Here is a 25058-nt window from a genome sequence, read left to right on the forward strand (position 1 = left end):
AATAAAGAACGCCGACGATTCACGATTGTCAATGACGATCGCGAAGAGTGCGGCACGCAGGACGTCGTGGACCACCGGCTTTCCAACCCCTACGCCAGCTCTCGGCGCCGTTACCGCCACCCCGCATCCTGATATCGAATGGGACGGTTGAAGCTTGCGGCTCGCCCCGGAGCTTCGTAGCAGACCGCCATCAGTCCGAGCGCATCGGCGGCATGCGACGACCAGTCGTGCTCGGGGCCGAGCCCGACATTGCGTGTCTCGTCCCGGCGCTCGTGATAGAAGCCGAGCGCCTCCCGCCCGGCTTCGGTCGCTGCCTCGTTGAACCAGAGCTGCGGACCGAGTCGTCGCAGTGCCTCGATCCGCATCATCGCCGCACCCGTGCCCTGGTTCTTGAGCGGCGGTTCGACAGCGAAGCCGGCGTCGCGCAGATGGTCGGCATAGCGCTTGCCGGTCACGGCGTTGGTCGCGAGGCCATCATGCGGAAGATAGAGGATCGCGTTCTGATAGCCGCGCGTGCGGAGCCAATTGACGTGGAAGGCGAGGACCTGGCCGACCGCCTCATAATAGTCGAGCACGCGAATTTCGTTGCCGACCCACTGCGCGATCCAGATCGTGAAGGCGTCGGCCGTGGCGCCGGCGCCCCCGATATCCACGAAGGCGCGCAACGGCAGCAGCGGATCCGCCGCCACCCTGCCGATCCGCCCGTCGCGCTTCGCTTGCGCCAGCAGATCGGCGAAATAGGCTCCTTCGAACGCGCGCACGTAGTCGCCCTCCCAAATGTGCTCGTAGCGATCCGGATAGAGCGCAAGGTCGAGCCGCCGCTCTTCCTCCAGCACCGCCGGAAGCCACGGGTTGTCGCGCCAATTCGCCTTGACCACGACCGCCCCATCCGGCTTGCGGCTGCGCAGGAAGTCGTCGACGGCATCCGACTTGCGGCGCGGATTCCAGCTCGCCCACAGCTCCGAGCGCGGCGCGCGGATCGTCGGCCGCAGCAGCGACAGCGAGCGCGCGCTCAGGGTCTGTGCCTCGTCGATCCAGGCGATGCGGAATCCCTCCAGCGACTTGATCGACTCCGCCGTGTGATCCTGCATCCCGCGAAAGATGATGAGCCCATCGCCCGGCGTCGCGATGCGATCGCTGAACGGCCGGAAGCCCTGGCCGAGGCCCAGCGTTGCGATCTTGCCCTCGATCAGCCGCTTCGAGGATTGCGCCAGCGTCCGCTGCGCCTCGCGGATGCAGACCGCGAGCGTACCCCGCTCGGCCTGGCAGGTCTCGACCAGCAGTTCGCCGAAGAAGTGCGACTTGCCTGAGCCGCGCCCGCCGAACGCGCCCTTGTAACGGGCCGGCGCGAGCAGCGGCTCGAACACTTTCGCGGTGGGAATCTTGAGGGTGGACAATGGTAGGCCTCGCAGCAGTCGGTCTGCAGTTCGGCGCGGTGGATCATCGCGCTCGCGACAGTGCAGGGATCAGATCAAGTTGTCGCCAAGACCCACGCCGCTCAGACAGCATGTTCGGTAAAGGCGCTCCCTAGACAGCCGCGCTCATGTCGCGATGACCATTTTCTTGAGAAGCTCTTTGGGCGATAAGATGCTCGGTGCCCGCGCTCCGTTCCGCAGCAATTGCCATCACTCATCCACCTGCTCCTCATCGTGCTCATCCGGATGCACGATGACCCGCTCGATGCGGTGGATCAGCTCCAGTGCACCGTCCTCGCCGTTCTGTAGCGCTTGAGGCGCTTTGCCCCAGCCGCGATCGAGGATGGCATTGGCGGCCGACACGCGGGCCGCATGGGTAGCCTTGGGCGAGCGCATCACACCGACCAGCGTGTTGATCGCCGTCTTGGTGTGGCTGCGCGCCATCGAGCGGATTTCAGTGATCGTCTTCGACATGGTCGCTTCCGGAATCTTGCAAAGTGGATTTGGAACGTGGTCACGACAGCGCATCGCCGGCGGCGATCGCGACGAGCCCTACCAGGGCGAGCGAAATCAGATAGACGGTCATCGTCCTGTCCCGATCGGTTGAAAACAGAAAGGCGCGGCGGATCGCGGCCAACGCGATCGCTTCGGGCGCGAACCTTATCCCTCGCGTGAGGGACCGCTGCGGGCACGACGACGATCATCGTGCCCGCGACCACCCCGTTCGCGCGGGACGGTCAACATCCGGATGACTATGAGAGCACACGCTGCCGAACGGCAAAATGAGGTGATCCGGAGGCAGTCGCGCCAGCATCCCCGAACAGGAGCCCACCGCTGTTGGCGGGCTGCGGCCACCGCAATTTCGGAAATTTCGATGCTGACATTTTGTCAGTGATTTGCCCGACGTGTCAAATCTGATCGAAATGCGGCGATCGGGTTTTCCGATTTCGATAACCACCGCGCGAATTCCTTTCCTGAAACATAAAAAGCCCGCTGCCGACTGATCGGCGCGGGCTCTATGATTTTTTCGACGTTGGCAAAATGCGCCTGATTTGCCCGACGTGTCAAGCGCCCAAATGCGCGCCGATCGTCAGTTCATTTCGCAGCTCGTCGGGCTGAGCCGGAAGGAGGTTTCTTGATGTATGTCGTCGCAGTCGTTCTGGCCGCCTTGTCCGCGCTGTTCTACGCGGCCGCGCAGCATCAGCTCGGATCGGTCGGTGCCGACGTCTGCAGCTACGGCAGCCTGTTCTGCGATAAGCCGCACTACATGATGACGGGTGCGCTGCTCGCGGGCCTCTGGGGCAAGTTCGTCAGCATGCGATAGCAGCGTCGACGATCAGTTCTTGATCGCGTAGAGCGGCGTTCGCACGGTCAGCTGATAGACCGGCTTCGGCGCCCATGCGATCTGCGCCGTGATGCCGAACAGGCGATTGTCGTCGTCATCCATGCGATCGAGATCGAGCCTGACCAGTGGCTGCGTGTAGGCCGCGATCGGCGCGAGGGCGAGCAGCTGCGCACCGCCGAACGACTGCAGCCCGACCCGCGCGGAGACCTTCCAGTTGTTGTCCCACTGATAGAAGCCGCCGACATAGCCGGCGGTGGTGTCGCCGATCCGCGCCAGAACGGTGTCGATCTCCGTGTGAGCATATTGGATGCCCGCCAGCCAGCCGCGCATCTCGTCGGGGTCGAGCGCGTATTTCGCCTCGACCACCGTATTGAACGACGTTGTCGCCAACGGCGAGTCCGGCACCGACCGCGTCAGCGTCGACTGCAGCGTCAAGGTCGGAAATGCGCCACCGTTCTGCTGATAGACATCGGCCTGGAAGCCGAGGAACCAACTCGTCACCGCGACGTCAGACCAACCGGACAGGCCGTTGTAGGACGCGCTGCCGGTGAAGCCGCCATAGAGCGAGAGCGCGTCGCCGAGATCCGCCGTGAGCGGAACGTCGACGCCGACGCCCTGGTTGGTCGGGGCCGAGAGCTGCGGGCGCCCCGGCAAGGTTGGCCGGTCGAGCAGCTTGCGCAAGGTTGCGAGCTGCGACAGCGTTCCGAACAGCGAGGTGTCGCCGAGGCCCGTCGACAACGCCCCGCCGGGCAGATAGGCGTAGTTCGTGCGGAAATCGATATAGACGTTGGCAAGACCCGCCGGCTCATCCGCCTCATCGTCCTTGGCAAGGGCACTGCCGCTCATGACCAGTGCCGCGCCCGCGACAAGAGCAGATATCTGCCGCTGCGTCCGACCGCCGCGCAGCCGCCATTCCTCGTGTGCCATGAGACTTCCCCCAGCACCGAAAATACGCCGGTCAAGCGCGATCCTTCAAGTGCTGATCGCGCGAAGCCGACCGGGGTCAGGGGAAAGCTGCCGCGCGTCTCATGCCGACGGCGCCGGCTTCGCGCCTGCCGCTCGCGTGGCCATGACATGGCGCAGCACGCGCGACAGCTCGTCGACCGAGTAAGGCTTCTGGATCAGGCTGAAACCGTGGCGGTCACCGTCAGCGAGGACATGACTGTAACCGCTGTTGAGCACGATCGGGATCATCGGCAACCGCCGGCGGATTTCCTGGCCGAGCGTCACCCCGTCCATGCCGGGCATCACGACGTCGCTGAGCACGAGATCGAAGCTCTCGGGATTCTCGTCGATCATCCGCAGTGCATCCGTTCCGCTGCGCGCAAGCACCGTCCGGTAGCCGAGGTCCTCGAGCAATTGCGTGGAAAATTCGCCGATCTCCGGGTTGTCCTCGACGACCAGCACGCTCCAGCGCGCAGCGAGCTGTTCGGCATCCTGCTCGCTCCGCTCGCGCGGTCCCAGTGGTTTGTCCGTCAGCGGAAGCAACAATGTCAGCGTCGTGCCCCTGCCGAGCTCGCTATCGACCAGCACCCGTCCGCCGGACTGATGCACGAAGCCGTACACCTGGGACAGGCCGAGACCGGTGCCGCGCCCAACACCCTTGGTGGTGAAAAACGGCTCGAAGATCCGGTCGATCTGATCTGGAGGGATGCCGGATCCGGTGTCGCTGACCGCAATGGAGACGAACGACGGCTGCCCGGACCGACCGTCCTCCCGGACGATCTCGCCGCGAATGGTCAGGACGCCCCGGCCCTCCATCGCATCGCGCGCATTGGCGACGAGGTTCACGAGCGCCGTCTCGAACTGATTGATGTCGACGTCGACCGGAAGCGGGCGCAAAGCGAGATCGAGCTTGATCACAGCCGGTGCGCCGAGCACGGTCTGCAGCATCTCCTCGATCCGCTCGATATGAACAGCGGCATCGAAGACGCGGCGCTCCATCGGCGTTCGCCGCGCGAAGGCGAGCAACTGTCCGGTGAGCTTGGCGGCGCGATCCGCCGTGTCCGAGATCGCATCCACGTAGCGCCGCATGCGCTCCGGGGACAGCTCCCGCCGGCGCAACAGGTCCGCCGACGACCGGATCACGGTCAGCAGATTGTTGAAGTCGTGCGCAACGCCGCCGGTGAGCTGGCCGATCGCCTCCATCTTCTGGGCCTGGCGGAACGCCTCCTCCGCCTGGCGCCGTTCGGTCAGCTCGACCGCCTCGGGCACGATGGCCGTCACCTGTCCGTTCTCATCCCGCACCGGCCGCATCTGGAAGTCGAACCAGCGTGAGCCTCCGACCGGCAGTTCGAGCTGCAGCTCCTGGCGGGCCTCGTCGCCGCGAGCGACGGCGTCAACCAGCGATCTGATCACCTCGGGCATGCCGGGCGTACCCGCAAACCACGGCGTCTCCCAGAAGGGCAGCCCTGCGACCTCGTGCAGCGGCGCAGCGATCGCTTCGAGCGAGGTCGCATTGGCGTCCAGAAGCGTCCCATCGGACGAGAGCAGCGCTTGGAACGTGTAGCTCGCCTCGAAGATCGTCCGCAGGCGCGCCTCCTTGGCCTGCAGCTCCGCGGTACGCTCGGAGACCTGCGTCTCCAGACGCTCGTTCAGCTCACGCAGCGTGATCTCGGCCTCGTGCCGCACCCGCGACAGATCGATGTTGGCGCGCACCCGCGCCAGCAGCTCGCGCGCGCTGAACGGCTTGGTGAGATAGTCGTTCGCCCCGGCATCGAGTCCCTCGACCTTGGCCTCCTCGCCGGCGCGCGCCGACAGCATGACCACGGGAATGTCGCGAAGCTGCGCATCGCCGCGCAGCGCTCTCAGCAGGCCGAAGCCATCGAGCCCCGGCATCATGACGTCGGTCAGCACCAGATCGGGGCGGCGCCGTCGGACGGCCTCGAGGGCCGCGACGCCATCGCCGACCGCCTCCACGTCATAGTCCTCGGCAAGCAGACGGCGGACGTAGTCGCGCATATCGGGATTGTCGTCCGCGAGCACCACGCGATCACGGGCCGATGCCGTCGCGGAGCGAACACCGAGGTCATCGGATGATGACGGGTGAGGAGGCTCGAACGGCCCACCGCCGTTCAGCCACCCGAGCGCCTCCTCGATGTAGGCTTCGGCACGGACGTTGGTAACGGCCAGGACACGGGAAGGTCCGATCTGGCCCGCCGGCAGATGCGCCGAGCCTAGCGGAATTCGCACGGTGAAAACCGTTCCGCGGCCGAGTTCGCTGTCTACGGCGATCTCCCCGCCATGAAGCCTCACCAGTTCCTGAACGAGAGCGAGACCGATGCCGCTACCCTCAAAGGATCGGCCGCGCGCGCCATCAATGCGACGAAAGCGTTCGAACAAATGCGGCAGCTCGCCGGGCGGGATGCCGGTGCCGGTGTCGCGAACCTCGAGCTCGGCATGATCGCCGTCCGTGGACAAGCCGATCGACACCGCGATTTCACCTTCGAAGGTGAACTTGAACGCATTCGACATTAGATTGAGAACGATCTTCTCCCACATGTCGCGGTCGACATACACCGGCTCGGACAGGCGCGTGGGGTCGATGGTGAGACGCAGGCCGGCAGGATCCGTCGCCGAGCGAAAGTTGGACACGAGCTCGGCAGTGAAACCCGCAAGATCGATCGGCTCGAAATGCGCGGTCATGCGGCCGGCCTCGATGCGCGAAAAGTCGAGCAGCGTGTTCACGAGCTTCAGCAGACGAATGCCGTTGCGGTGGATCAGGCTGAGGGTGGATCGCGCTTCGGAGGTGAGTTGGGCCTCGGCGCGGCCGAGCAGGTCTTCCAGCGGGCTCAACATCAGCGTCAGCGGCGTACGAAACTCGTGGCTGATGTTGGAAAAGAACGTCGTCTTGGCGCGGTCGATTTCGGCCAGCGCTTCCGCCCGGCGCCGCTCCGCCTGATAGGCCCCGCCATTGCTGACGGCCGCTGCAATCTGCCCCGCGACGAGGTTCAGGAAGCGGGCATAGCTCTCGTCGTAGAGGCGGAACGGATTGAGACCTGCGATGAGGAAGCCGCCGGCTTCCCCCGACGCGGGCAGCGGAAGCACAACGGCGTGCTGTGGCGGCTGACGCCATCCGCCGGTCGGAAAGCTGAGGCCGAACCGCCGCGGAAGGTCACGAACCAGCACCGCATTCTGCAGCTTCAGCGCTTCAGCCAGAGGCCACGTTCCTTCCGGCTGAATTCTCAGCCTCGGCTGAACGGCGGGATGATCACGGTCGATACCGGTCAAGGCCTCCAGTCGCGCCGCCTCGCCGTCCGGGTCGGTCATGTAGATCATCGCGAACGGAAGGTCGCGCGACTCCCGCGCCAAGGCGTCCGCGCAGCTTGCGCAGGCCTGATCGACGCTGCGGGCCCCGGCCCCGGCATTTGCCAGTTCGCGCAGCAACGAGAGCTGGCGCTCGCTGATCACGCGCTGAGTGTCATCGGTGTTGGCGCAGAAGATTCCTCCGGCTGACCCATCGTCGTCCGGAATGGGACTGTAGGAGAACGTGTAGTAGGTCTCCTCGGGAAAGCCGTTGCGCTCCATGATCAGGAGTTGCGCCTCGACATAGGTGCCCTGGTCACCGCCGCCGGCCTTGGCCAGCAACGGACCGATGTCCTCCCAGATCTCGTGCCAGACTGCAGAGATCGGTCGGCCGAGAGCCCACGGATGTTTGCCGCCGATGATGGTCTTGTAGGCATCGTTGTAGAGATAGATCAGCTCCCTTCCCCAACCGATCCAGATCGGCTGTTGGGATGTCAGCATGATCCTGACGGCCGTCTTCAGGCTCTGCGGCCAACGCTCCGGCGGTCCGATCGAGGTGCCCTCCCAATCGAACCGCAACATCAGTCCGGCCAGCTCGCTGCCTCCGGAAAAAAGCCTCTCGCGCTCGGCCAAGCCGAGCTCCTGATCATGCCCTGTTTGCCGCTCGTCCGGCACGCGCTCCCCCTGGTCGAAATCCGACGTGATCTGGAACGCTGGTACTCCCCTCCGGTTCCGGAGCCGGGAACAAAAAGGGGGCGTGCGACTTCGAGACATACACCGCCGGGGGAGCGCTGCCATGGCCACGACCGTTGCATCTGAACCGAACACACCGAGACGGTCGCCCTGGAGCGTATTCCGGCTGTTGGGTCCAGGTCTCGTGACCGGTGCCGCTGACGACGACCCGTCGGGAATAGCAACGTACTCCCAGGCCGGCGCGCAGTTCGGTTATGGGCTGTTGTGGACGGTCTTTCTGACAGCGCCTTTCATGATCGCGATCCAGCTGGTGAGCGCGCGCATCGGCCGTGTCACCGGCAAAGGGCTGGCGGCCAACATCACCGCGCTTGCGCCACGCGGGATCGTCTTCGGCCTCGTCGCGCTGCTGGTCGGCGCCAACACCTTCAACATTGCAGCCGATATCGCGGCGATGGCGGAGTCGCTGTCGCTGGTGATCGGCGGTCTCAATCATGAGCACGCGCTCATCTTCGCCGCCGGGTCGACGCTGCTCCAGGTATTCCTGCCCTACCGCCGCTACGCACCTTTCATCAAGGTGCTGACCCTCAGCCTGTTCGCCTACGTCGCGACCGCTTTGATGGTCAAAGTACCCTGGAGCACGGCGCTGCTCGCGGCGGTTTGGCCCAGCCTCTCGACGGAGGCCGACTATCTGCTGACGGTGGTGGCTGTGCTCGGCACCACCATCAGCCCCTACCTGTTCTTCTGGCAGGCCTCGCAGGAGGTCGAGGAGATGAACCAGGGCAAGGTCGACCGTCCCTTGCGCGAGCTGTCGAAGAAGGACCACCCCGACCTCCGCCGGATCAGGATCGACACCACGATCGGCATGATCTTCTCCAACGCGATCGCGTTCTTCATCATCGTGACGACCGCCACGGTGCTGCACGCGCATGGCATCACCAAAATCGACTCGGCGACGCAGGCGGCCGAAGCCCTGCGCCCGCTCGCGGGCGACTTCACCTTCCTGTTGTTCGCGCTCGGCATCATCGGGACCGGCATGCTGGCGATCCCGGTGCTGGCGGGCTCGGCCGCATACGCCGTCGCCGAGATCTTCGGCTGGCACGCGACCCTGGAGGCCAAGCCGGACGAGGCGGTCGGCTTCTACAGCATCATTGCTGCCGCCACGATCATCGGCTTCGGGCTCGGCTTCACCGGCATCGACCCGATCCACATGCTGGTGTGGAGCGCCGTGCTCAACGGCATCGCCGCCGTGCCGATCATGGCGATGATGATGGTGATCGTGTCCAATGCCGGGCTGATGGGCCGCTTCCGCGGACGGTCCTGGCTGATCGCCCTGGGATGGATGGGGACAGGCATCATGGCCATCGCCGTGCTGGCGCTGCTGTGGTCATTCGTCACGGGCCGCGCCTAGCGGCCATCGCATGTCCCTCTGCGTCGGCTGCAACGCAGTTGCACAACGTCATTGGTGCAACGCGGAACGTAAACTGTGTTAACAGTCCGTTCCCGCCATCCCGCCGCGATTGATGCCGATCAACGCCGGGCGCGCGCCGGTATGGCGGTGCTCGAACAAAGGACCTCGGAGACTGCCTTGACCCAGCCGCAACGCATGAGCGCATCGACGCTCCCCCCCTATTCTCCGCGCGGACTCGCGCTGCTGCGCGATCCGCTGCTCAACAAGGGCACCGGCTTCACCGAGCAGGAGCGCGATGCGCTCGGCCTGCGCGGCTTCCTGCCCGCCGGGGTCATGTCGATGCCGGCCCAGGCCGAGCGGATCCTGGTCAATCTTCGCAGCCTGTCCAGCGACCTCGAGAAGTATGTGGCACTGAACGCGCTGCATGACCGCAACGAAGCGCTGTTCTTCCGGGTGGTCTGCGACAACATCGACGAGATCCAGCCGCTGATCTACACGCCGACCGTCGGCCTTGCCTGCCAGAAATACGGTCTGATCTTCCAGCGTCCGCGCGGCCTGTTCATCTCGGCCAACGACCGCGGCCGGATCGCGGAGATCCTCGCCAACTGGCCGTATCGCGCCAGGCTGATCGTCGTCACCGACGGCGAGCGCATCCTGGGTCTCGGCGATCTCGGCGCCAACGGCATGGGCATTCCGGTCGGCAAGCTGTCGCTGTACTCGGCCTGCGCCGGCATCCATCCGGAAGAGTGCCTGCCCGTCATGCTCGATGTCGGCACCAACAACGAAGAGCTTCTGGCCGACCCCTACTACATCGGGCTGCGCCAGAAGCGCCTCACGGGCGAAGCCTATGACGCCTTCGTCGACGAGTTCATGACCGCGGCCCGCGCCGCCTTCCCGGGCGTGCTGATCCAGTTCGAGGATTTCGCCAACCACGCCGCGTTCAAGCTGCTGCACAAATATCGCGACGACGCCTGCGTCTTCAACGACGACATCCAGGGCACCGCGGCGGTGGCGCTCGCCGGCTTGTTTTCGGCGCTGCGCATCACCGGCGGCAAGCTCCGCGATCAGACGGTGCTGTTCCTCGGCGCCGGCGAGGCGGCCACCGGCATCGCGGATCTCGTCGTCTCCGCCATGATGGCCGAGGGCCTGTCCGAAGCAGAGTCGCTGCGGCGCAACTGGCTGACGGACTCGCGCGGCCTCGTCATCAAGGGGCGGGAGAACCTGCACGGCCACAAGCTGCGCTATGCGCACGACCAGGCGCCGATCGCGGACTTCCTGACCGCGATCAGGACGCTGAAGCCGACCGCGATCATCGGCGTGGCGGCCGTCGGCGGCGCCTTCACGCCGGAAGTGCTGCAGGCCATGGCCGAGCTGAACGAGCGCCCCATCATCTTTGCGCTCTCCAACCCGACCTCGAAGGCGGAATGCTCGGCGGAGTCGGCCTATCGCTATACCCAGGGCCGCGCGCTGTTCGCCTGCGGCAGCCCCTACGATCCAGTCAAGCTCGACGGCAAGACCTTCGTGCCGCGTCAGGGCAACAACTCCTACATCTTCCCCGGCGTCGGCCTCGGCGCCATCGCCAGCGGCGCGCGGCTGGTGACCGACGAGATGTTCATGGCCGCCGCGCATACCCTGGCGAACTGCGTCACCGGCGCCGATCTCGAGCAGGGCAGCCTCTACCCGGCGCTGCCGCGCATCCGCGAGGTGTCTGCCCATATCGGCGCCGCGGTGGCCGGCGTTGCCTATCAGAACGGGCTCGCCACGGGCCCCGCGCCGAACGATTTGCTCGGCTTCGTCGAGTCGAAGATGTACGACGCCCGCTACTGAGCCCGAGATCGCGGATGCCTCGGGCTCACCGAGGTCGAGCGAGGAGGCATCCGCTCTATTGATCCGGAACGATCGCATTGGTCGGCGTCGGCCGGTCCGTGATCTGCTGACCGAACAGGCTCGCGATCAGTTCGACCGCGACGCGCGCAGTCTTGCCGCGCTCGTCGAGGAACGGGTTGAGCTCGACGATGTCGACCGAACGGACCAGGCCGGAATCGTGCAGCATCTCCATGATGAGATGCGCCTCGCGATAGGTCGCGCCGCCAGGTACGGTCGTGCCGACGCCGGGGGCCACCTCGGGATCGAGGAAGTCGACATCGAAGCTCACATGCAGGACGCCGTTCCGCGCACGAACCCTGTCGAGGATCCGGCGCATCAGCACGCCGACGCCGAATTCGTCGATGGCGCGCATGTCGGCGATGCTGATACGCCGGAGACGCAGCAGCTCCTTTTCCGCCCTGTCGATCGAGCGGATGCCGAACAGCTCCAGCTGATCCGGGGGGATGGACGCGCGTGCCTCGTCGCCGAGCAGGCCGTCGAGACCCGGCTCGCCGCACAAGAACGCGGCGGACATGCCGTGCATGTTCGCCGTGATCGTGGTGTCCGGCGTGTTGTAGTCGGCATGTGCGTCGAGCCACAGCACGAACAGCTCCCGCCCGATCTCGCGGCAATGGCGCGCGACCCCGTTCACCGACCCCATCGATAGCGAATGGTCGCCGCCGAGAAACACCGGAATGGCGCCGGTCCGGGCCAGGTCATGGCTGCGGCGCGCCAGCACCCGCGACCAGCGCTGGATCTGGCGATAGTGCTTGGCCCTCGCCGGCGGCTCGTCTGCAGACTCCGTCATGTCGACGATGCCGACATCGCCGTAGTCGGTAACGTCGAGCCCTAGGCTTTCCAGGACGTTGATGAGACCTGCGGTGCGCAGCGCAGCCGGCCCCATCAGCGTGCCGCGGACCGACGCGCCGAGATCGATCGGCGCACCAAGGACGGCAATGCGATGTGGAGCTGTAAGGTCTGGAGAAGCCAAGACGGAATCCTTTCATCGACGGCCGGCCGCCCAGCGTAGCGCGATTTTGCACCGCGTGCTTCGCCGGTGATGCGTCTCGGTCCACGGGAACCAATCGCATCAGACGGCATTTTCAGGAACGTCACATCCGCCCTCGGCCGAATCGCGTCGGCACCGGGGGCCAATCCGACGAGCCGCGGCAGGAAGGCGACCAAAGTGAGCAGCGAAACGTTCGAAACTCCTCCACAGCCGGGCGTCGCCGAACGCGCGCTCGACACCGCGACCGACATGTCGCGCACACTCGGGGAGATGGTCGGCACCTTGAGTGCGGCCGTCGACCGGCTGAGCGAAGCGGCAAGGGACGCGCGGCGGCCCGGGACCGTTCTGTCGACCGTCAGCGCGATCACCCGCGAGGCGCCGCTCGCGAGCCTGTTCGTCGCCTTCCTGTTCGGGGTCGCGGTCGCGCGCCGGCGCTGAAGGGCGGCGCTCAGAACAGCCGCGGTCCACGCCGGTCGAGCTGCGACTCCCAGGTCAGGAGCGTGGCGACCATGATCATGATCGCGATCCCCGCGACACTGATCAAAATTTGCATCGCGAACCCGCTCGCCACATCGGTCAGCACGACCTGGCCGAGAAAGGCCAGCAGCACACCCACGCAATAGATCGAGAGCGAGCTCTCACCGCACCTGATCATGGCCGTCGTCAGCGGACGGATCGGCCCCTTCCATTGCGGCGGCGCCAGCCGTGACACCACGAAGGCAAGCGCCAGGAAATGCAACAGCCGCACCGGCGCAAGGTGGCTCTTGTAGATCGGATAGATCAGGCCGCTGATGCCGGACGGGATCAGGCTCTCGAGACTCTTGAACTCCCAGCTGAGCGCCATCAGCAGACTGAAGACGAGATAGCCGATCGCCACGACCAGCAGCATCGGCGAGTCGAGGAGCCGGCGCAGCCGCGTGGTGCCGGCATAGCTGTACCAGGCGCCGATCACGAACAGGAACTGCCAGGCGAACGGATTGAAATACAGCTCGCCGCTCGGCCACGCCGGCACCTGCCAGCTGAACAGCTGAACCATCATGTAGAGCAGGAATGAAAGCACCAGCGTCAGCGTCGCGCTGGTCATCATCAGCCACAGGATGACGGGAAAGCAGAAGTGCAGGATTGCGAACGTCAGCAGGATGTCGGTGTTGACCGGCGCGAATTGCAGCAGCGCCACATGCACCAGCGTGGGCCCGGGCTCGCGGAAGAAGAAGCCGGTGTTGGTCTCGTCGACGAAGCGCGTGCCGCCGCCGATCACCCAGACCAGCGCCGCATAGGCGAGCAGCAGGACCAGGAACGCCGCATAGATCTCCCAGGCACGCCGCAACGCCCGCACCACCGTGGTCGCCCAGCCCTGGTCCCGCAGCGCTCCGCCATAGGCCAGCATGCAGGTGTAGCCGGAGATGAAGACGAACACCTCGGAGGTGTCGCTGAAACCGTAATTGCGCAGCGTCAGCCACGCCAGCGAGTTGTCTGGAACATGATCGATGAAGATGAACCAGAGGGCGAGACCCCGGCACGCGTCGACCCGGAGGTCACGCCGTCCGTTGCCGTTCCCGTTGCCGGCTGCCACGCTATCTGTCTTCGCCACCTCTTGATCATCGGCAAACAAGATGGACCTCGTCTCGGGATGGCGGACCAACATCGACTCCGGCATGTCGTGCCTTAATATCTCCTGCCGGTCATCGATCGGAACTCGAATCCGAAACACGCGTCGTCCGCCCTTCTGGCAGATTTCGGGCCCTCGAACGCGCCCCCCGTCTGCGTCTTCAGGTTGCCCCGCGCGATTTGCCGATTGTGCACAGCCGATATCCGCACTGGAAAAGTGTGCACGGAAGCCGGGTACCTGCGGAACATTGTCGGCATGGTGGTGTTAACCATCTCACCAACCGCGGAGCTGGCAATTGTTCCAGTCCCGTATTTGCCCGGATTGATTGTAGATTGGTTAGACGTTGACTTTGAGTGGAAGTGTTGACAGGGGGGTTCCGTGATCCACCGAGGTGTCCAATATACGGTCGTGGCGACTGCTGAACCGGACATTTGGGAATGGCGGTACGAGTTTGGCGATCAGATCAAGACCGGACGCACCCAGACCAGACTCGCCGCACTCGCGGCGCGGCGCGTGAAGTCGAAGATCGATGCGGCCCTCCGTGCGGCCCAGACGGGTTCCGTGTCCACGGTGAACGTCGCCGAACGGATCGACAGGGCGAAGGCTGTATCGCATAGCCTGACCTGACATTCTGTTCCCTGGCAGTCCGGCGAGCGCCGGTCGGCTCATCGTCTGTTGAGACAGATCAAGGCATCGATGCCGGCATTTGTCATGTTCAGACTATGGAAACTCTCGTTTTTCGCTGCTCCCAGACGGGATCGAACGTTCAGATCGGCTTGGCCACACCGGCTCTTGCCGACCAGTTCGACGCCTATGAGGCGGCCGCATGCCCCGCATGTGGCGGTACGCACCTCGTCAATAGGCTGAGCGGAAAGATGCTGAGCGACAGGGAGGGCTCGACATGTCCTACGTTGCGGAAGAGTTGACGATCACCGCCTCGACCGACGTGTCTCGCCCGACCGATATGTCTTGGCTGCGCCGTGCGACCGCGCTCCTGAAGGCGATCGTCAGCCGGATCGACCTGTCCCACTTTCCCAAATCGTGCTGTAATTGACGTCGAGATTCATCGACGCGCCGCGTGCCTGCGCGGCGGAACGGCCAAGATCGCCCCTCTCCAGGGGCGAAACATTCCTTCATGAGCCGCTCGCCGCCACTTGGGCGAGGTGCGCCACCACCCAACAGACAAAGATCAGGAGTTTCTTGATGCACGCCTCGGTGATGAGAGTTATCGCGATCGCGATCGCGGCTGCGGCTTCGACACCGGCCTGGGCCGCCGATCCGGATCACGGCGGAGATCTGGCCCGTCGCTGGTGCGCCTCATGCCATCTCATCGAAGGGACGCAGAAGCAGGCCAGCGCGGACGTTCCCTCCTTCGCCCAGATTGCTAAGAAGACGGATTTCACGCCAGAGAAGATCGCGTTTTTCCTGCTCGACCCGCATCCGAAGATGCCAAGCTTTCCGCTCAACCGGCTGGAGGCAGCCGACATCGCCGCCTATATCGGCAGCCTGCGAAAATAGGGCTGGGCTCCTTCGCCCGTCTGGTCCGCCCGCGCCCATTCGGCGGCAGCGCTGCCGCCGAGCTCCGTCCATGCAGACCGTCGCTCCTGCGACGGCAAGGCTCGCGGTTCAGCTCTTGGGCTCGGTCACCTTGCTCGCGGCGGACATGATGCTCGCCGTGATCGTCTTCATGTGTTCACCGGCGTTGGTGAACTGGCTGCGCAGGAACTCGGACTGGATCCGCATCGCCTCCTCGAGCTCGGTGGCGTGAACGAGCTTTCGCGCGTGCTCGAAAGCCGTCTTGATGTTCTGCTCGGTGAGAGTGAGCGCCTGCTTGGACATGTCCGCGGCAGGGCCCGGAACCGTGCCGATCGACTTGCCGGCTGCGTCGAAGAACATCTCGAACGCCTTTTCCGCCTGCGAGATGGTCTTTTCGGCCAGGTCCCGCAGTTCAGCGGGCACTTCGAGTTTGGTTTGGGTCATCGTTGCGTCCTCCACGACAGATCCAACTACCACATCCGACTCCCTGCGTCGCCGTGCAAATGGATGCGGGAAGAAGCCGGCAAGCGCCGGTCAGAGCGCGGCCAGACGTTGGCGCGCGATCTGCAGCGCGTGCTCGATCGAAGCGAGATGACGATCATAGGTCAGCCGCGCGCGCTCGTCCGAAACGAAACCAGAGAGTTCTCGCGCATGCTGCAGGGCAAGATCGAGGAGGAGGACAGTTCTTCTCACATCTTCCCTGACGCCGAATGCACCGGCTCGCACGTTGTCCGTGTGGACGGCACCGGCCACCACAACCGCAGCCTTCGCTTGCGCCCTTGCAAAGGCGGCGTGAGGCAAGAGTACTCTCGTGCGAAAGGGAACGATGTTGGTCATTGGCCTTTTCCCACTGCTCTGCAGGGGCGGATCTGCATCGAATTTTCAGCGTTTTACCCGTGGCATTTTACGGAAGCCTTAGAGCGATCGCACACTTCATGGCCGCTCTGGCCGCAACGCGAGCGACGGGATTAACTTGAAGGCAAAGGGAGCGGCCTCGACTCCGGCGAAAAGTGTCAGCCGCGGTTGCGGCAAGCGCCGATCAACCCGAAAAGCGACGCCGATACTCCGACGGCGACACACCGAGATGCCGCAGGAACGCCCGCCGCATGCGCTCGTCGTCACCAAAGCCAGCCCGTTTGGCGATTTCGACCACGTTTTCGACCTGGCGGCTTTCGAGTAGGAGGCGTGCCGTCTCGACCCTGAGCGCCTCGACTCCCTGTGCCGGTGTCATCCCGGTGCGGCTGACATATGTGCGGGCAAAGGTACGCGGCGTCATGCCGGCTCGCGCGGCCAGAGCCTCGACCCGCAGATCGCTGGCGATGTTCTCGATGATCCAGGCATGCAGCGCACTGAACCGACCCTCGACGTCGGACGCTTGCGCCGCCAGCACGGTCGAAAACTGACTCTGGCCGCCCGGACGCTTTAGGAAGACGACGAGCCGGCGCGCCACGTCGAGTGCGATCGTATGACCGAAATCCTCCTCGATCATCGCCAGCGCGAGATCGATGCCGGCGCTCACGCCTGCGGATGACCAGACCCGGCCGTCCTGCACAAAGATGGCGTCGGGCTCGACCTTCACGTTCGGAAAGCTGTCCTGCAGGCGCGGACAATAGCGCCAATGTGTCGCGGCCCGCCTGCCCTCCAGCGCTCCGACCCAGGCCAGCGCAAAGGCGCCGAGGCAGACGGACGCGATGCGGCGGGCGCCGGGAAGCACCTGGCCGATCCACTGCATCACCGTCTCGTCCTGCCGCAGCTTCCAGATGCCGGGCCCCCCCGGAATCAGCAGCGTATCGACCTCCTCAGGCTTCAGGGATGAGAGTGGCGCAGTGTCGATCATCAGGCCGACATCGGTCGGCACAAGCCCGCCTTCCTTGGACACGTAGCTCAGCACATAGCCCGGCGCCGGCAGCTCGATCTCGCTGAGCTCGGCAAACACCTGTGCCGGGCCGGAGACGTCGAGCAGTGTCACTCCGGGAAAGGCGAAGATCGCCAGCCGCCTTTCGGCACCATCTCGACGCACCGCAGCACGCCGGGGAGAGTTGGCAGAATTCGAGGGCATATTGTCCTTTAAGCCATCGGAGCCCCGCCTGTATAGCTCGACCTTGCAGTGCTGGAGTTCACGCGATGTCGCGCAACCTGGACGGCCGATACAAGACGGTCGCCTCGCCCTGGGACGACTACACCGTCTACAGCTTCTCCGATGCGTCGGAGATCCAGCAGCCTGATCGGCAGCCGATCATGGATGCGATGAATTCGATCATTGCCATTAACTGGAAAGCAATCGAACCCCACTGGACCGCGACCTCGTCGCCATTCGACAGCAAATACAGCCTCGTTCTGGTCTACGATCACATCGGACTGGTCGCGTTCTCGGTCTATCGCGTGATGACGATCGCGCAGCGGCTGGCCATCTACCGCAGTGGGACCGAAGTACTACCCGCACATCAGGGCCGTGGCCTGTATGGGTTCTTTACGTCGCAGATCCTCAAGCATCCTGGGTCGGCCACGCCCGGCGAGGAAATTCTGTACGGATGGCGAACGCGCAACCCGATCGTGTGGGCGGCCAACGCCAAGATTTGCGAGAGAGTCGCTCCGTCGCTGCTCGACGAGTCCGCGGATGCCGAGCTGCAGGCCGCCTGCGTCGAGATGTGTGCGACCATCTATCCGGGCAAGCAGCTCGAGGTGCCCCACATGATCATGCGTGGCGCCTATGGACACATCCAGCACATCAGGCAGGACTATCACGGCAGGGCCTCGCTGGTTGAGACCGCGATGTCGCGGATCATCCCGGATTCCGCCGACGCCCTGTTCTCCGTCGGCTACGCGAGGGTGTGATGGCGGCGCTTGGACAACAGGCGGTCGCGTCCTCTCCGCTCCGGTTCTTCGATCGCGCCTATGTCGCGTGGGGAACGGTCGCGTTCGCCTACGCCATCGCCTTCCTGCAGCGGATGTCGCCGCAGACCGTGGGCCTCGACTTCATGCGGGACTTCGGCACCGACGCCTCCGGCGTCGCGATGCTCGCCTCCAGCTACTTCTGGGGCTACACATTGATGCAAATCCCCGCGGGCGTGCTGGTCGACCGCTACGGTGTGAAGCGCGTCGTGCTGTGCAGCATGACGGCATCCGTGCTCGGCAGCGCCGCCTTCGCCCTGTCGCCCACCCTGCTCGACGTCTTCATCGCGCGCGTGGTCGTGGCCTGCGGCGACGCGCTGGTGTTCACGGCGCTGCTGAAGCTCGTCGCGCAGAGCTTTTCCGACCAGCGTTTCGGCCTGATGTCCGGCGTCTCCCAGGTATCGGGCTATGTCGGCGGCGTCCTCGCCACGACTCCGCTCGCTGCTGCGGTCAGCGGCTTCGGCTGGCGCGCCTGTTTTCTCTTCATCGCCTGCGTCGGCGTCGTGAACTTCGCCTGCGCGTCCGCGACCCTGAAATCCGCACCGGCGAACTACACCAGCAGGACGCTGAAGAGCGTCCTGGTCACGAGCTGGCATGCGCTCGGATCGGCCGCGACATGGGGCTGCGCCATGAGCTTCGCCGCGCATTTCGCGGTCGTGACCACGCTCGCCGGCGTATGGGGCATCCCGATGGTCGCGCATTATTTCGGCATCTCGCCGTCGGCGGCCGGCGGCCCCCTGCTCGCCTTCATGGTCGGCAACGCCATCGGATCGATCTTTCTCGGCCATGCCGCGGACCGGATGCAGTCGCTCAATGCAGCTCTGATCTCCATCACCTTCCTGCGCATGCTGCTCGTCGTGATGCTGTTGCCGGCACTGGCGCACAGCTTCGGCTTCTTCTATGTCGGCGCGGTGTTCGCCCTGCTCGGCCTGGTGGCCGGGGGCACCGTGCCGCTGATCCTGAAAAGCACCAAGCATCTCTACACGGCGGAGCGCATCGGCGTCGGCGCATCGATCAATACGACGGCCGCCGGCATTTTTGCCGGACTGGCTCAGCCGGTGATCGCCTTTGCCATGGTGAGTGCGAGCGGCCTCAACCCCGACATCGGATCAAGCCTGCGCAGTGCTGCCAGCGATTCCGGCTACGCAGCCCTGATCGAGATTCTTCTCCTGATGTCGCTTCCTGGACTGCTTGGGCCGCTGATGATGAGGCGCAAATTGATACTTCGTACTTAAGCATAAAAAACAGAGAGGGTCAGTATGTCGCGTTTGTATTTGAGAAGGGACGAAGTCCGATCCGGCCATCAGGCCGGAAGCTGGCAGAGCGTCCTGTTTTCGGAATTCGAGGCTCAGATGAGCAGCGAAGCAAGACCCTTTCCGTGCGTATACGGCGTCGCGGGCTATCGTCACGATCAGCTTCGCTATCTGTTTCTCGACCCCATCGACATCGATGTGCTCGGCCAGCAGCTCGCCTTGTTCGTCTCCGAGAGCCGCTCGCACGGGCCCAACACCTCGCTGGTCCTGTTCACCCGCCCGCGCCCGGTTCAGACCATCGACTCCTACTACAAGAAGTTCTGGAAGATCCTCGATCAGTTGGCCCGCGTCGACAGCCAGCCGTGGCCGGCCGAAATTCCCGAGACCGTCGATCATCCGATGTGGGAGTTCTCGTTTGCCGGAGAGCCGATCTTCGTGGTCTGCAGCACACCCGCGCATGTGATGCGGCAAAGCCGTCGCTCGAGCGCATTCATGCTGACCTTCCAACCGCGCTGGGTGTTCGAACGGATGCTCGGCACCGATGAGGCCGCCGCCAAGGCCTTCGGCGAGGTGCGCAAACGGCTGGTCCCGTTCGACACGACGGCGCCGTCGCCCCAGCTCGGACGCTACGGCAATCCGGAGGGCCGGGAGTTCAAGCAGTATTTCCTCTACGACGACAACCAGCCGCCGCCGGCCTGTCCCTTCCACAAGCTGGCGCAGACCAAGCCATCGTCCATCGCAGACAAGGAGCAGGCCGCATGACCCAGATCATCGCTGGAACGAAGACCAGCTTTGCGATCGATCCCGACATCCTGGCGCTGTTGCCGACGCAGGGCTGCATCGAGCTGCAGCACGATGCGGCCGGCAAGGTTCACGCCTTTCATACCCACCCGGTCGACGAAATCCTCGTCGTGATCCGGGGACGGCTCACGTTTCGTTGGGAAGGCGGCGAGCGCATCTGCACGGCCGGCGACAAGATTCTGCTGCCGGCCGGGACGCTGCACGAATCGGAAGCGCTGGATGATGCAATCTACGCGATCGCGACGCGACCGCCCGCAACCATTGCATGCAATCGGGAGGGATGAGCTCAGGACAGAGGGCGATCGGTCTCCGAAAGGGACTCCGCGGTCAACCGCTCAACCATCTCGATCACCTCGATGCGCTGGCCCGGAGCCAGCTTCAGGAATGCCTTCAGCAGACGAAGGCTTTCCACGGCTTCGCTCGATGGGGCTCCGAGCTTCGTGTGCAGCTCCGCGATGAATGTTGAATTCTTCATCTCGCACCTTTGGCAGGAAACAGTAATGCCAGTCCTTAGCAAACGTGAAGGCCTTGCACGCAAGGTAGATACTGCAGCAATCGAGGCTGAAAGTCTTGGTCTGACGACTGCGACCCTGATCCTCAGGATGGCCCGCCTGGAAATCGACCGTGCGGAACCCGAAGAGGTTGAAAGTATGCCAGCGAACAACTCTTGCAGCAAGCCGAACTGACCGGTTGGTTGATTTCGGCGTCACAATTTGAGCCTTCTGGCAGTTTCTGGCTGACGATACCAGTGGAAACGGTCGTTTACCGAACGAGGCGGGGGGATTACGGCAGCGGTAAGCTTGTCCTCCACATTAGAGGTCTTCTATAGTTTGCTTGGGGGAAGAATGGGTTGCGGATCCTGTCCGGGATCCGTGCCCACTCCCGCGACACAGCGGCTGCAGGAAGACCATGCGCACTTATTATTTCGATATGAAGGATGGCATTCCGACCAGAGACCGGACCGGCCTGGAATTTGCGACGAGTGCAGGGGCGATCGAGCACAGCCGGGATTTGGCCCGGCGCCTCCGGCACGACCCGCGCATCACCGACCGCAGGCTGTCCATCGTCGTCGTCGACGAATCTGGCGCGGAGGTTCACCGCGAGCCGGTTTATCCGGCCGCAGTGAAAGCTAGCCTGTCCTGATTTTTTCATAGGCGTGCCAGCAGTGACTGCGCGCCGACTGCTTTTTCTACTTTTCGTAGAGGATACGAAAAGCCGAACAACTCTTGAGTGTGCACATCGGGCGCGCGATCGGGCCGCTTCGGCATCAAGAGCCCCCTGAGTGCCAGACGCCCCGCCGATCGACTCGACCGGCTCTCCCTTTCCTCGGCCTCCAACGCACGCCGCCGCTGCACCACCGAGGGCCTATTGCTGCTTCTCCCAGAACGAGAGCAGGCCCTGGGAGGCCGAACCGCCGATCACGCACGGGATGCCGACGGCGACCTGCCCCAGCGCTGCCGCCGAGACACAACCGAGCGCAAGGGCGCCGACGCCGAGCTGTCCCCAGAAATCCATGTTGCGCCGGGCATCCGAGCCCTTGGTCTTCAGCTCCTCGACGGCGGCGACGGCATCCTTGCGGACGGCGCCGAGCTGCACCGTATCGGCGGCCTCGACCACCTCCCTGAGCGGCTCCTTGACCGGTCCCGACTGCCGCGCCAGTTCCTCCCGGAGATAGTCGCGCAGGCTGGCATCGCGCACCGAGTAGCTGGCAAGCGTATAGCGCGCCATGCTGCCGATCGTCAGCTTGTCGACCGTGTCGCGGCTCTTCGACCAAGGCAGCATCTGGACGATACGCTGGATCGGTACGCGCGAGCCGGTTGCGAAGTAATAGCCCCAGAGGATGTCGAGCAGATCCTGGTGGGTCGCGTAGCTGAGCCGCGTGTCGAGCTTGCGTTCCTCCTTCTTGAACGGATTCTGCGTCAATGCGCCACGCAGCTTGTCCATCACGCCAGGCTTCGTTTCCTCCAATGGGATGTCCATCAAGGTCGGCTGTGCGCCGCTGAGATAGCCGTCGATCATCACGCGGCGGCCCGGCATCTTCGGCGCCACCCTGCGCATGAGATTGCGCCAGTCAGGCAGACCTGAATAAGCGATGGCTCGCACGACCACCCACTCCTCCTCGGGAGGCACGGGAAAGAAGCTGTTGACGAGTTGTTCGGCCTTGGCGGGATTGGAGCCGATCGCCCCCGCGATGAATCCGAGATAAATGCCCGCGTTCTCCGGCTCCTTGAACGTCTGTGAATGGAATAGCACCCGGACCGCCGCCGGCACATGGGCGTAGTCGGGTTTGGTGCGATAGTTGTAGATCCAGTTCTGGACGACACCGAGCGACGCGCGTGGGTCGATCTCCGGGACGACCGCAGCAGCAAGAGCTGATTGAACGAAAGTGCAAGCGATGAGGGCCAAGGCGATCGCGCGCATGGTCTGCTCCCGACAAACGTTCGCCGCATCAGCATCTGCTGGCGCGTACGGATGAGGACGATGCTGCACGCCGTTTGAATCGACTCTGCGTCGAATCTGCGGCCGTGCTCGGTTCCCTGCCGGTCACCCTTCGCAGGCGTGATCGCAGACCGCCAAGTCTCCACGGCCTCGACATGATTTGGCCGTCCACCGGCTCTTGCATCTGGGCATGACGAGCAGGCAGATGCGTGCATGTTGACCGCCCGGAACAGCCGTCACCGCGGAGACAGCAGATCGCGACACGTCGCATTGATCGTTGCGACACTGTCGGTGCTGACGTCTGCGCCGCCGGCCGTAGCGGGCGAAGCCCTTGCAGTACAGGGCAATCGGCGCGTCGATGCCGACACCGTGCGATCCTATTTTCACGCTGACGTCAACGGGCGATACGACGCCGCCGCGCTCGACGCCGGCTTGAAGGCGCTGGTTGGGAGCGGACTGTTCGACGACGTGAAGATCAGCCGTGCCGATGGACGGACCGTGGTCCGCGTCTCGGAAGCAAAAGTGCTCGATCGCGTCGCCTTCGAAGGTAACAAGAAGGTGAAGGATGCGGAGCTCACGGGCGCGGTGCTATCAAAGCCGCGAGCCGGCCTCCAGCGCGCAACTGTCCAGGGCGACGTCGCCCGCATCATCCAGGCGTATCATCGTGTGGGACGCGACGACGTCCGCGTGGTCCCGGAGATCATCGATCGCGGCAACGACCGCGTCGATCTCGTCTTCACGATCACCGAAGGCAGGAAGACGCCGGTCAGGGCGATCAGCTTCACGGGCAACCGGGCCTACGGCGCACGGCAATTGCACGCAGTGATCAAGACCTCGGCCACCAACGTGCTGAGCTTCGTGACCGGCGGCAATGTCTACGACGCCGATCGCGTCAACGAGGACCGCGAACTGCTGCGGCAATACTATCGTAACCACGGCTACGCCGATGCCGAGGTCACGAACGTGAGCGTCGACTATGACGCGGCAAATGGCGGCTACAACCTCACCTTTGCGATCGAGGAAGGCGTCCTCTATAGGCTTGCGGTGGTCGACATCTCCTGTAACGTGCAGGGGCTGACGTGCGAGCGCCTGCGTCCGCTGGTGCTGGCGCAGCAGGGCGACACGTTCGACCAGAGCAAGATCGACAAGACCTCCGAGGTCCTGACGGCCGAGCTTGGCAAGCTCGGCCTTCCGTTTGCGCAGGTCGAGCCCAGGATCAATCGCCATGCGCAGGATCGGCTGGCCGACGTCACCTTCCAGATCGAGCAGGGACGCCGCACCTATGTCGAGCGCATCGAGATCCACGGCAACACGCGCACGCATGACGACGTGATACGACGCGAGTTCGACGTCAGCGAGGGCGACGCCTACAACAGGACGTTGATCGACCGCGCCGAACGTCGCCTGCGCAACCTCAACTACTTCAAGACCGTCAAGATATCGACGCGGCCGGGCTCGGCCAGGGATCACGTGGTGCTGGATGTCGAGGCAGTCGATCAGGCGACCGGGGACTTCAACGTCTCTGGCGGCTATTCGTCCACGGACGGATTGCTCGCCGAGGTCAAGATCGGTGACCGCAACGTGCTCGGCACCGGCAACACTGCGCAGGCCACTTTCACCTACGGCCAGTTCGCGCGAGGCGCCAGCCTGTCGTTCACCTCGCCCTACGCCCTCGGTCGAACGACACCTGGCATGGAGCTGTTCGCGCGACAGAGCATGGTCAGCACGTTCCAATCGTTCGGCAGCAACACCTATGGCGGTGCCCTCACCCTGGGCATGCCGGTCAGCGAGCAGACTGCCATGCTGTGGCGCTATTCGCTCTACGACCAGAGGGTGGTGCTCGCCCCGGGAATCTCGCCGGCGGCGGTGTCCCTGCCGGTCCGGCAGGCGGTCGCAGCCGGACGGCAGACGGTGTCCTCGCTCGGCAATACAGTCACCTACAGCACCCTCGACAACAACAAGGTGCCGACCAGCGGCATCCGCTCACAGTTGACGCAGGATCTCGCCGGCCTCGGAGGCGACGTTCGCTTCTTACGGACCACAGGCGACGTCCGCTATTATCGATCGATCAACAGCGACCTGACCGGCATGGTGCGCGCGCAAGGCGGCTATATCACCGGATGGGGCGGCCAGCAGGCGCCGCTGCTCAACAGCTTCTTCGGCGGCCCTACCATGGTGCGCGGCTTCGCGCCGGGCGGCTTCGGACCGCGCGATCTGACGCCGGGATCGACGATGGACAATGTGGGCGGCAGCCTGTTCTGGGCGACCACGGCGGAGCTGCAGGGCAACATTCCCGGATTGCCGCAGGAATACGGCCTGCGTGCATCGGCCTTCGTCGACGCCGGGACCGTGTTCGGCTATCGCGGCCCGACCCAGAATGTCCAGGTGGCGAACAGGAACGTGCTGCGGTCCTCGGTCGGCGTCGGCATGACCTGGGCATCGCCGTTCGGACCGCTTACCGTCGACTACGCGGTCCCGATCAGCAAGGCGGCGTATGACGTCGTGCAGCCGCTCCGTTTCAGCGCCGGTGGCTTCTGAGCCAACGCC

At 64.4% G+C, this 25058-nt stretch carries 26 protein-coding genes; 14 read left to right on the top strand and 12 right to left on the bottom strand.

Translation table 11 applies throughout. The annotated features are described in order from the left end of the window. Nucleotides 1-110 precede the first annotated feature (110 nt). The 3 genes from ACQR2C_RS00605 to ACQR2C_RS00615 all read right to left on the bottom strand — a co-directional run bounded on the left by ACQR2C_RS00605 (nucleotide 111) and on the right by ACQR2C_RS00615 (nucleotide 2052). Nucleotides 111-1397 (bottom strand): PBSX family phage terminase large subunit, encoded by a 1287-nt coding sequence (locus tag ACQR2C_RS00605; RefSeq protein WP_434837759.1) that lies wholly within the window; start codon nucleotides 1395-1397, stop codon nucleotides 111-113. Nucleotides 1398-1625: 228 nt separating this feature from the next. Beyond that, complete coding sequence (locus tag ACQR2C_RS00610) at nucleotides 1626-1889, bottom strand: hypothetical protein (RefSeq protein WP_316216954.1); 264 nt, start codon at nucleotides 1887-1889, stop codon at nucleotides 1626-1628. Between the two features lie 40 nt (nucleotides 1890-1929). Beyond that, nucleotides 1930-2052, bottom strand: a complete 123-nt coding sequence (locus ACQR2C_RS00615) for a hypothetical protein (protein WP_316180034.1) — start codon at nucleotides 2050-2052, stop codon at nucleotides 1930-1932. A gap of 501 nt (nucleotides 2053-2553) precedes the next feature. Between ACQR2C_RS00615 and ACQR2C_RS00620 the strand changes: the two genes are divergently transcribed. Further along, nucleotides 2554-2739 carry a hypothetical protein gene (locus ACQR2C_RS00620; protein WP_315803600.1) on the top strand — a complete coding sequence of 62 codons (186 nt, stop codon included), beginning with the start codon at nucleotides 2554-2556 and terminating at the stop codon, nucleotides 2737-2739. 12 nt (nucleotides 2740-2751) lie between these two features. Here the strand turns inward: ACQR2C_RS00620 and ACQR2C_RS00625 are convergent, their stop codons facing one another. Beyond that, on the bottom strand, nucleotides 2752-3687 hold the full coding sequence (locus tag ACQR2C_RS00625) for a hypothetical protein (RefSeq protein WP_315803601.1): 936 nt from the start codon (nucleotides 3685-3687) through the stop codon (nucleotides 2752-2754). 99 nt (nucleotides 3688-3786) lie between these two features. After that, complete coding sequence (locus ACQR2C_RS00630) at nucleotides 3787-7680, bottom strand: ATP-binding protein (protein WP_315803602.1); 3894 nt, start codon at nucleotides 7678-7680, stop codon at nucleotides 3787-3789. 121 nt (nucleotides 7681-7801) lie between these two features. Here ACQR2C_RS00630 and ACQR2C_RS00635 point away from each other — a divergent pair, with 121 nt between their 5' ends. Both ACQR2C_RS00635 and ACQR2C_RS00640 read left to right on the top strand, forming a co-directional pair. Then, nucleotides 7802-9106 carry an NRAMP family divalent metal transporter gene (locus ACQR2C_RS00635; protein WP_315803603.1) on the top strand — a complete coding sequence of 435 codons (1305 nt, stop codon included), beginning with the start codon at nucleotides 7802-7804 and terminating at the stop codon, nucleotides 9104-9106. Nucleotides 9107-9301: 195 nt separating this feature from the next. Further along, nucleotides 9302-10933 carry an NAD-dependent malic enzyme gene (locus ACQR2C_RS00640; protein WP_315803793.1) on the top strand — a complete coding sequence of 544 codons (1632 nt, stop codon included), beginning with the start codon at nucleotides 9302-9304 and terminating at the stop codon, nucleotides 10931-10933. 55 nt (nucleotides 10934-10988) lie between these two features. Here the strand turns inward: ACQR2C_RS00640 and rocF are convergent, their stop codons facing one another. Next, nucleotides 10989-11963 (bottom strand): arginase, encoded by a 975-nt coding sequence (rocF, locus tag ACQR2C_RS00645; RefSeq protein ID WP_316180030.1) that lies wholly within the window; start codon nucleotides 11961-11963, stop codon nucleotides 10989-10991. Nucleotides 11964-12158: 195 nt separating this feature from the next. On the opposite strand from rocF, the gene ACQR2C_RS00650 reads away from it, so the two are divergent. Continuing rightward, a complete protein-coding gene (locus ACQR2C_RS00650; RefSeq protein ID WP_434880217.1) occupies nucleotides 12159-12419 on the top strand; it encodes a hypothetical protein in 261 nt (86 codons plus the stop codon). A 10-nt stretch (nucleotides 12420-12429) separates the two neighbouring features. Here the strand turns inward: ACQR2C_RS00650 and ACQR2C_RS00655 are convergent, their stop codons facing one another. Beyond that, nucleotides 12430-13626 carry an OpgC domain-containing protein gene (locus tag ACQR2C_RS00655; RefSeq protein WP_410051429.1) on the bottom strand — a complete coding sequence of 399 codons (1197 nt, stop codon included), beginning with the start codon at nucleotides 13624-13626 and terminating at the stop codon, nucleotides 12430-12432. 342 nt (nucleotides 13627-13968) lie between these two features. Here ACQR2C_RS00655 and ACQR2C_RS00660 point away from each other — a divergent pair, with 342 nt between their 5' ends. The 3 genes from ACQR2C_RS00660 to ACQR2C_RS00670 all read left to right on the top strand — a co-directional run bounded on the left by ACQR2C_RS00660 (nucleotide 13969) and on the right by ACQR2C_RS00670 (nucleotide 15108). Then, entirely contained in the window at nucleotides 13969-14217 is a 249-nt protein-coding gene (locus ACQR2C_RS00660; RefSeq protein WP_315803607.1) for a hypothetical protein, read from the top strand. A 274-nt stretch (nucleotides 14218-14491) separates the two neighbouring features. Further along, nucleotides 14492-14644: a hypothetical protein gene (locus tag ACQR2C_RS00665; protein WP_316216958.1), complete on the top strand. Its 153-nt coding sequence runs from the start codon at nucleotides 14492-14494 to the stop codon at nucleotides 14642-14644. Between the two features lie 149 nt (nucleotides 14645-14793). Then, the gene (locus ACQR2C_RS00670) at nucleotides 14794-15108 is read left to right on the top strand and encodes a c-type cytochrome (protein WP_316216959.1); all 315 of its coding nucleotides are present in this window, start codon (nucleotides 14794-14796) and stop codon (nucleotides 15106-15108) included. Nucleotides 15109-15216: 108 nt separating this feature from the next. Here the strand turns inward: ACQR2C_RS00670 and ACQR2C_RS00675 are convergent, their stop codons facing one another. From ACQR2C_RS00675 to ACQR2C_RS00685, 3 genes are all read right to left on the bottom strand, one after another. Further along, nucleotides 15217-15570: a phasin gene (locus ACQR2C_RS00675; RefSeq protein WP_316180022.1), complete on the bottom strand. Its 354-nt coding sequence runs from the start codon at nucleotides 15568-15570 to the stop codon at nucleotides 15217-15219. 90 nt (nucleotides 15571-15660) lie between these two features. Continuing rightward, nucleotides 15661-15963, bottom strand: a complete 303-nt coding sequence (locus tag ACQR2C_RS00680; RefSeq protein WP_315803610.1) for a hypothetical protein — start codon at nucleotides 15961-15963, stop codon at nucleotides 15661-15663. Nucleotides 15964-16165: 202 nt separating this feature from the next. After that, the gene (locus tag ACQR2C_RS00685) at nucleotides 16166-17185 is read right to left on the bottom strand and encodes a GlxA family transcriptional regulator (RefSeq protein WP_315803611.1); all 1020 of its coding nucleotides are present in this window, start codon (nucleotides 17183-17185) and stop codon (nucleotides 16166-16168) included. Between the two features lie 65 nt (nucleotides 17186-17250). On the opposite strand from ACQR2C_RS00685, the gene ACQR2C_RS00690 reads away from it, so the two are divergent. The 4 genes from ACQR2C_RS00690 to ACQR2C_RS00705 all read left to right on the top strand — a co-directional run bounded on the left by ACQR2C_RS00690 (nucleotide 17251) and on the right by ACQR2C_RS00705 (nucleotide 20356). Continuing rightward, a complete protein-coding gene (locus ACQR2C_RS00690; RefSeq protein WP_315803612.1) occupies nucleotides 17251-17961 on the top strand; it encodes a hypothetical protein in 711 nt (236 codons plus the stop codon). After that, complete coding sequence (locus ACQR2C_RS00695) at nucleotides 17961-19253, top strand: MFS transporter (protein WP_316216962.1); 1293 nt, start codon at nucleotides 17961-17963, stop codon at nucleotides 19251-19253. The genes ACQR2C_RS00690 and ACQR2C_RS00695 overlap by 1 nt, the downstream gene beginning before the upstream one ends. Nucleotides 19254-19370: 117 nt before the next feature. Further along, nucleotides 19371-20033: a YqcI/YcgG family protein gene (locus ACQR2C_RS00700; protein WP_315803614.1), complete on the top strand. Its 663-nt coding sequence runs from the start codon at nucleotides 19371-19373 to the stop codon at nucleotides 20031-20033. Beyond that, nucleotides 20030-20356 carry a cupin domain-containing protein gene (locus ACQR2C_RS00705; protein WP_315803615.1) on the top strand — a complete coding sequence of 109 codons (327 nt, stop codon included), beginning with the start codon at nucleotides 20030-20032 and terminating at the stop codon, nucleotides 20354-20356. Before ACQR2C_RS00700 ends, ACQR2C_RS00705 begins: the two co-directional genes overlap by 4 nt. Before the next feature lie 2 nt (nucleotides 20357-20358). Here the strand turns inward: ACQR2C_RS00705 and ACQR2C_RS00710 are convergent, their stop codons facing one another. Further along, nucleotides 20359-20547, bottom strand: a complete 189-nt coding sequence (locus ACQR2C_RS00710) for a hypothetical protein (RefSeq protein ID WP_315712988.1) — start codon at nucleotides 20545-20547, stop codon at nucleotides 20359-20361. Here ACQR2C_RS00710 and ACQR2C_RS00715 point away from each other — a divergent pair. Further along, nucleotides 20528-20758, top strand: coding sequence for a hypothetical protein (locus tag ACQR2C_RS00715; RefSeq protein WP_315803616.1), 231 nt, complete (start codon nucleotides 20528-20530; stop codon nucleotides 20756-20758). The genes ACQR2C_RS00710 and ACQR2C_RS00715 overlap by 20 nt on opposite strands. Before the next feature lie 223 nt (nucleotides 20759-20981). Further along, nucleotides 20982-21215, top strand: coding sequence for a DUF6894 family protein (locus tag ACQR2C_RS00720; RefSeq protein ID WP_315712992.1), 234 nt, complete (start codon nucleotides 20982-20984; stop codon nucleotides 21213-21215). A 222-nt stretch (nucleotides 21216-21437) separates the two neighbouring features. Here the strand turns inward: ACQR2C_RS00720 and ACQR2C_RS00725 are convergent, their stop codons facing one another. Beyond that, nucleotides 21438-22493 (bottom strand): hypothetical protein, encoded by a 1056-nt coding sequence (locus ACQR2C_RS00725; protein WP_315803617.1) that lies wholly within the window; start codon nucleotides 22491-22493, stop codon nucleotides 21438-21440. Between the two features lie 234 nt (nucleotides 22494-22727). Between ACQR2C_RS00725 and bamA the strand changes: the two genes are divergently transcribed. Further along, the gene (gene bamA / locus ACQR2C_RS00730; RefSeq protein WP_434880469.1) at nucleotides 22728-25049 is read left to right on the top strand and encodes an outer membrane protein assembly factor BamA; all 2322 of its coding nucleotides are present in this window, start codon (nucleotides 22728-22730) and stop codon (nucleotides 25047-25049) included. The last annotated feature ends 9 nt before the right edge of the window (nucleotides 25050-25058 follow it).

The organism is Bradyrhizobium sp. HKCCYLRH3061, assembly GCF_051168015.1.
Taxonomy (GTDB): Bacteria; Pseudomonadota; Alphaproteobacteria; order Rhizobiales; family Xanthobacteraceae; genus Bradyrhizobium.

What these genes read in the sequence shown, in the direction of transcription:
- ACQR2C_RS00705 (WP_315803615.1), top strand. Translation starts at nt 20,030, where the DNA reads ATGACCCAGATCATCGCTGGAACGAAGACCAGCTTTGCGATCGATCCC.
- ACQR2C_RS00635 (WP_315803603.1), top strand. Translation starts at nt 7,802, where the DNA reads ATGGCCACGACCGTTGCATCTGAACCGAACACACCGAGACGGTCGCCC.
- ACQR2C_RS00675 (WP_316180022.1), bottom strand. Translation starts at nt 15,570, where the DNA reads ATGACCCAAACCAAACTCGAAGTGCCCGCTGAACTGCGGGACCTGGCC.
- ACQR2C_RS00670 (WP_316216959.1), top strand. Translation starts at nt 14,794, where the DNA reads ATGCACGCCTCGGTGATGAGAGTTATCGCGATCGCGATCGCGGCTGCG.
- ACQR2C_RS00690 (WP_315803612.1), top strand. Translation starts at nt 17,251, where the DNA reads ATGTCGCGCAACCTGGACGGCCGATACAAGACGGTCGCCTCGCCCTGG.
- ACQR2C_RS00720 (WP_315712992.1), top strand. Translation starts at nt 20,982, where the DNA reads ATGCGCACTTATTATTTCGATATGAAGGATGGCATTCCGACCAGAGAC.
- ACQR2C_RS00665 (WP_316216958.1), top strand. Translation starts at nt 14,492, where the DNA reads ATGTCCTACGTTGCGGAAGAGTTGACGATCACCGCCTCGACCGACGTG.
- ACQR2C_RS00655 (WP_410051429.1), bottom strand. Translation starts at nt 13,626, where the DNA reads ATGTTGGTCCGCCATCCCGAGACGAGGTCCATCTTGTTTGCCGATGAT.
- ACQR2C_RS00715 (WP_315803616.1), top strand. Translation starts at nt 20,528, where the DNA reads ATGAATGTTGAATTCTTCATCTCGCACCTTTGGCAGGAAACAGTAATG.
- ACQR2C_RS00625 (WP_315803601.1), bottom strand. Translation starts at nt 3,687, where the DNA reads ATGGCACACGAGGAATGGCGGCTGCGCGGCGGTCGGACGCAGCGGCAG.
- ACQR2C_RS00700 (WP_315803614.1), top strand. Translation starts at nt 19,371, where the DNA reads ATGAGCAGCGAAGCAAGACCCTTTCCGTGCGTATACGGCGTCGCGGGC.
- ACQR2C_RS00710 (WP_315712988.1), bottom strand. Translation starts at nt 20,547, where the DNA reads ATGAAGAATTCAACATTCATCGCGGAGCTGCACACGAAGCTCGGAGCC.
- ACQR2C_RS00695 (WP_316216962.1), top strand. Translation starts at nt 17,961, where the DNA reads ATGGCGGCGCTTGGACAACAGGCGGTCGCGTCCTCTCCGCTCCGGTTC.
- ACQR2C_RS00610 (WP_316216954.1), bottom strand. Translation starts at nt 1,889, where the DNA reads ATGTCGAAGACGATCACTGAAATCCGCTCGATGGCGCGCAGCCACACC.
- ACQR2C_RS00620 (WP_315803600.1), top strand. Translation starts at nt 2,554, where the DNA reads ATGTATGTCGTCGCAGTCGTTCTGGCCGCCTTGTCCGCGCTGTTCTAC.
- ACQR2C_RS00685 (WP_315803611.1), bottom strand. Translation starts at nt 17,185, where the DNA reads ATGCCCTCGAATTCTGCCAACTCTCCCCGGCGTGCTGCGGTGCGTCGA.
- ACQR2C_RS00640 (WP_315803793.1), top strand. Translation starts at nt 9,302, where the DNA reads ATGAGCGCATCGACGCTCCCCCCCTATTCTCCGCGCGGACTCGCGCTG.
- ACQR2C_RS00725 (WP_315803617.1), bottom strand. Translation starts at nt 22,493, where the DNA reads ATGCGCGCGATCGCCTTGGCCCTCATCGCTTGCACTTTCGTTCAATCA.
- ACQR2C_RS00680 (WP_315803610.1), bottom strand. Translation starts at nt 15,963, where the DNA reads ATGACCAACATCGTTCCCTTTCGCACGAGAGTACTCTTGCCTCACGCC.